This window comes from Azospirillum sp. B506 (assembly GCF_000333595.1).
Lineage (GTDB): Bacteria > Pseudomonadota > Alphaproteobacteria > Azospirillales > Azospirillaceae > Azospirillum.
Window position 1 is genome coordinate 1 of the sequence record NZ_BADK01000367.1, and the last position, 5,583, is coordinate 5,583.

Here is a 5,583-nt window from a genome sequence, read left to right on the forward strand (position 1 = left end):
CATCGGCGAAGGATGAAGATCGTCATGCCCTGGGACCGGGTGACGCTGTATGACCTGCGCATCAAGGAAACGACACAAAGCTATGACGCGCTGACTGCGGACGGCCTGTCGGTACAGGTGACCTTCTCCATCCGCTTCCGGCTGAACGGGGCGCATCTCGCCGCACTGCAGCAGGCGGTCGGCCAGCGTTACGAGGAGGTCATCGTTATCCCGACTGTCGGTTCGATCGCCCGCCATGAAATAATTCAATACAATGCCATCGAACTTCTGAGAAACCGGCAAAAAATTCAGGAAGGGATTATTGCCAAGACTTCGGAATACATCGATAACGACCTGAGAGAGTTCATCGTCCGGCATGGTGGAATCTCGGAAGATGGCTCGGCGATCATCCTGGTGGATGTCCTGATGACTTCCATCAACCTGCCGGAACTGGTCAGTCTGGCGATCCAGCAGAAGCTGGTGGCCAAGCAACAGTCGGAACGCTACAAATTCATCCTCGAACAGGAACAGCAGGAGGCTGAGCGTAAAGCGATCGAGGCGCGCGGCATCAAACAATTCCAGGACACGGTGTCGTCCGGCATTTCGCCGGATTACCTCAAGTGGAAAGGCATCGATGCCACGGTGTCGCTCTCCAAATCGCCGAATTCCAAGATCGTGGTCATCGGCCAGGGCGAGAAGGGGCTTCCGCTGATCCTGGGCGGTTTCGAGTCCGCCGTCACGCCGTCGCAATCCGCCAATCCTGTGGCGCCTCCGCCAAAGAACAGCGAGGCCAGGGGGGGCGAAAGCGGATCCGATATGTCGCCCATTCACGATCAGGCAGTTCCGGTCCGGGACAATATGCCCGACGCACCGCGCACCGGGACGGTGGTCGGCACGTTGAAGACCATCATCCCCGTGATCGAGCAGAAGCTGCGCAGCACCATCCTGCCCGGCACTCCATAGTGCCGGACGGGACCTGGGGGCGGATGGCGGATCATCGCTGCCGCCATCCGCAATATCCGTCACTTCACCGGTTCAGGGGTGACGATCGGGAACAGCCCGGCTTCCAGCTTGACCGGCGCAGTCGCGGGATCGAAGGAAACCCCTGCGGGGTCCTTGCCCTCAGCAACCAGGCGCGCTTCGCGCAGCAGCAGCTTGCGCAACATGATCACGCCGCGGTCGCCCTGCACCAGATGTTCTTCCGAATGGAAGGTGATCGGTCCCTGGCCCAGCTCCGCCTCGTAGTCGGCGGGGTAGGCCCGGTGTTCCTCCTCCGTCATCTCCTTCCAGAGCTTCCCGTTCATGCGCAGGCTGTTGGCCCCCACGGCGCCCGTCTGCTTCACCCGGGCCACGGTGAAAATGCGGTGATGGGTATCGTCGAGCGGCACCAGCCAGGCGATGGATGTGCCGGCCCGTGCGAGTGCCGCGTTTTCCAGGGGATTGGGTACGGCGCGCACGGCCGGCAGCATGAGCTGCATCACATAGCGGAAAACGGTGCCGTCGGGACGCTTTTCCAGCGCCACCGACTTGACGCTGTTGGGTGTCTCTTCCCATAGCAGTGCCTTCAACACCTGATGCGGGTCGATCGTGGCACCGGCCTTGGACAGGCGGTTGCGGTCGCCGAACTGCGGGCCGCTGTGGAGGATGTGAAGCCACATCAGGTGTGGCGAGTCGGCAAAATTCTCGAAATTCTGCAGCCAGTTGTAATCGATGATCGGTGGGCCGCCGCCATTCAGGCTGTCGCCGTTGGCTTCCAGGAATTCGTCCTCGGCCAGATTTTCCAGCTCCTCGTACCGGGGGAGAACCGGCTTCCTGTCGGGCGGGCCCATATAGGCGAAGACAAGTCCGTACCGCTCCTCCACCGGATACCAGGGTTGGCGGTAGCGTTCGAGACGACGCCCCCCCTCAAGCTCACAGGCCTGTTCGACGCACCGGCCCTGCACATCGAACAGCCAACCGTGATAGCAGCAGCGGATACCCTGTTCTTCGACCCGGCCATAATAGAGGCTTGTGCCACGATGCATGCAGCGATGATAAAGCAGGCCGGCGCGCCCCTGCCGGTCACGGAACAGAACCAGATCCTCGCCCAGGATCCGGACCATGCGCGGCGTGTCGGTCACCTCCGATGACAGGCCGACCGGAATCCAATAGCGCCGGAACAGTTCACCCATCAGGGTGCCGCGCCCGGTTTCGACGAGATCGCGATTATAGCTGGGTTCCGCCATACCGTAGGCGGTTCCCTCGTCAATGGGTTGGTCGATTGTCGTCATGTGCCGATGGCTCCCTCTGATGTGGCGGTAGCGATGGGCCATTTCTACAATAAATAGGTTGCATAAGATAAGTGTGTTCGCGCAAAATAATTCATCAAAATCGTGAATACCCTTTTATGATGCTTGATCTGGCATGCCAGCATATTTCATTTTGTCTGGACAATCCGAATGTGCAGCGATCCTTGCGATCATGACCGTGTATATCCCCGCGCCGTTCCGCAATATTCAGTTCAATCAAAAGCATACACGACGTATAAAAAAATTATACTCAGTAATTTTCGTGGAGATGCCATGTTATATTTATTGAATAGTGGGTCATCCATAAAGAATTAATTTATATTTTGCAAGAAATTGATTTATATATCAGATATTCTGATGGTTTTCCATTTAATAATTAGCAGTTTGTGATTTGTTGAAAGAAAAGCTCGAAGAAAATTCGGCTGCGAAGGAGGCCAAATTGCATCGCGAGAATGATTCCAGAACTGAACATTCCAGCTTCGTCACCCATCTCGAATGTTCATTGACCGGCGAACAATATCCCGCCGACACCATTCAGAACCTGTCGCGAGCCGGCAAGCCTCTGCTGGTTCGCTACGATCTGCCCGGCATCGCGCGGGTGCTGAGCCGGGACGAGCTGGCTCGCCGACCGGCCGATCTGTGGCGCTACCGTGAATTCCTGCCGGTCCGCCGAATGGCCGACATCGTAAGCCTGGGCGAGATGATGACTCCCCTGGTGCCGCTCCCTGAACTGGCTGCCCGGCTGGGCGGTGGCGAGTTGCTGGTGAAGGATGAGGGACGGTTGCCGACCGGCTCGTTCAAGGCGCGCGGCATGGCCATGGCCGTATCCATGGCGAAATCGTTGGGCATCAGCCATATGGCGATGCCGACCAACGGCAATGCCGGGGCGGCGCTGGCCGCCTATGCCAGCCGGGCCGGTATCCGGTCGACGATCTTCTGTCCGGACCAGACCCCCAAGGTCAATGTCGCGGAAATGGGCGCTCAGGGTGCCGGGGTCTATCTGGTCAACGGGCTGATCGATGATTGCGGCCGGATCGTCGCAGATGGCAAGGCGCAGGCCGGCTGGTTCGACGCTTCCACCCTGAAGGAGCCGTACCGGGTCGAGGGGAAGAAGACTATGGGGCTGGAACTGGCCGAGCAGCTTGGCTGGGATGTGCCCGATGTCATCTTCTATCCCACTGGCGGCGGTACCGCACTGATCGGTATGTGGAAAGCGTTCGAGGAGTTGGAGGCAACCGGTTTCATCGGCTCGAAACGGCCGCGCATGGTGGCTGTTCAGGCCGCTGGCTGCGCTCCCATCGTGCGGGCCTGGGAATCCGGGACCGACCATGCCGAACGGTGGGAGAATGCCCATACCATGGCATCGGGCATCCGGGTGCCGAAGGCGCTCGGCGATTTCCTGATTCTGCGTGCGCTGCGCGAAAGTGGCGGCTTCGCCATGCTGTCGATGACGGTGCCATCGGCGACGCCCGTGACGAAGCGGCGCGTCTGGCCGGCCTGCTGATGTGTCCGGAAGGGGCGGCAACCTATGCCGCCTACAAGAAGGCGTTGAGCGATGGCCGGGTACGCCGGGATGAACGGGTGGTTCTGTTCAACTGTGCCACCGGACTGAAATATCCACTGCCTCCGGTTCACCGGACGCTCGATCAGCATCGGCCGATCGACTTCACCACGTTTTGACGGCATTGGCGAGATGGCGGTGTCGGGCCAAAGCAGACGTGCTTCCAATTCCGACATACGCGGCATGAGGCAGTACGGTATCCAGTAATGGCTAAGGTGACTTTGCCCCGGTTTGGTGGCACCTCAGCTGAGCTTCGCGTCCAGCGGGAAGGTGTCTGATGACGAAGACGAGGCGGTCCATGACGGATGAGTTCAAGCCCAAGGCCCGCCGCGGCGCTCACGGTCCGGTGCCCCTGCCGTATCCGCTACCGCCATGCCGGCGAAGCCGGACGAGCAGGCGGCTGGTTCTGTCTGGCGCCTGTCCTCGATTTGGCGACCCGGAGGACCGTTGGGGGGTGCTCGACCATGTGCGCGCCGTTGAAGGCGGCCAGCATGCGGAAGTCCATGTCGCGCCTGGGATGCTGCATCGACAATGTTCCCATGGAGAGCTTCTTCCGCACTCTCAGTGTCGCGTTGGTCCACCGCACTGGGTTTGAAACCTGCGACCAAGCCCGCCGGCAGGCGTTCGCCGACATCGAAACATGCTGCAATCGCCAAAGCGCCCATTCGGCTATCGGATATACCACCCCCGAACAGGCCGAGCGGAAATCCGCGTGAACCCATGTCCACCGAACCTGGGCAAGATCGATCTGGTCTCTTGGCATCTCTCATGGGAGGGGAGAGCGGGCCTCGATCGTGGCCATCGACGGGTAGAAGCGAGCATAGTAAAGGTCGAACACCGACTGGTGGGCGCTGAAGGTGACAACGATCGCGATATCGTTCTTGACGGTCGCGAAGTAGTCGGTGACGTACCCCGGCACCTCGGATTCGTAATGGCGCCCGTGCACCCAGGAATGGTCAGCGATTATGTCCTCACGGACGAATTTGACGCGGGACATCCGGCCGGTCGGCCGCCCCTCGGAGTCAGAAACGGCCCTCGGCGTGGAGAGATGGTCTTGGTAGAGGTCGAGCCGGTCTCCGTCGCCGCGATGCTTGGCAGTCAGGACGATGATGGCATCGCGGGTGCCCGCCTGGGCGGCGTCTACGCACACCCAGGCCGCAACATCCTCTGGACCTTCGAGACTGCACGTCCAGCCGGACGGCGCTTCGAATGCGATGAAACTGTTGACGAAGCGCGCGGTATGCCCGGCAGTGGAGGCCAAGCCGACGAACGCCATGGCGAACACCATCGCGCCGGCCCGGATGGGTGAGCTGCTTTTGGACATGGCGTCTACCTTTCCGTGTCCGGGGCGAATCCATTCGCGGTGGCCGGCGATGCCGGTGTTCGCTCCAGATCCGCGAGAAGGGCGTTCCAGAACCCCGCTGGGCTGCCGGACTCAGATGCTTGATGGACGAGTTGGAGCAGGTCGATCGAGGACAATGCGATTACCATGGCGCCCGTCACCGCCCCCTTCCCGGACGCCATTGAGGCCAGCGAGGAGTACGACGACCGCGCCTCCGCCCAGTTGCGCTCCTCTGGAGGAAGCGACGGCAGCGGGTTGTAGACCAGCAGTTTCGGACGGGGCACCGAGCGGCAACGGCTCCTGATTCCAATCTGTCCGCCGACAGAGTGGTGGCGGTCGCCCGCGATGCAGACGAGGGAGAAAGCGTCTTCGCCGTGCGTCAAGAAGCGTACTCCTGGCGCCGGTGTCTGGTC

General features: G+C 60.6%; 5 protein-coding genes. 3 read left to right on the plus strand and 2 right to left on the minus strand.

Annotated elements, in window-relative coordinates; all coding sequences use genetic code 11:
• A partial coding sequence (locus I71_RS34930) for a prohibitin family protein (RefSeq protein WP_211098374.1) occupies positions 1 to 942 on the plus strand: 942 nt, incomplete at its 5' end.
• A 59-nt stretch (positions 943 to 1,001) separates the two neighbouring features.
• Here the strand turns inward: I71_RS34930 and I71_RS11355 are convergent.
• The gene (locus tag I71_RS11355) at positions 1,002 to 2,249 is read right to left on the minus strand and encodes a Rieske 2Fe-2S domain-containing protein (protein WP_042694970.1); all 1,248 of its coding nucleotides are present in this window, start codon (positions 2,247 to 2,249) and stop codon (positions 1,002 to 1,004) included.
• Between the two features lie 457 nt (positions 2,250 to 2,706).
• Here I71_RS11355 and I71_RS11360 point away from each other — a divergent pair, with 457 nt between their 5' ends.
• Entirely contained in the window at positions 2,707 to 3,771 is a 1,065-nt protein-coding gene (locus I71_RS11360) for a threonine synthase (RefSeq protein ID WP_244433769.1), read from the plus strand.
• 521 nt (positions 3,772 to 4,292) lie between these two features.
• Positions 4,293 to 4,544, plus strand: coding sequence for an integrase core domain-containing protein (locus I71_RS38255; RefSeq protein ID WP_159107370.1), 252 nt, complete (start codon positions 4,293 to 4,295; stop codon positions 4,542 to 4,544).
• A gap of 50 nt (positions 4,545 to 4,594) precedes the next feature.
• Here the strand turns inward: I71_RS38255 and I71_RS11370 are convergent, their stop codons facing one another.
• On the minus strand, positions 4,595 to 5,152 hold the full coding sequence (locus I71_RS11370; RefSeq protein ID WP_049976046.1) for a hypothetical protein: 558 nt from the start codon (positions 5,150 to 5,152) through the stop codon (positions 4,595 to 4,597).
• Positions 5,153 to 5,583: the final 431 nt, after the last annotated feature.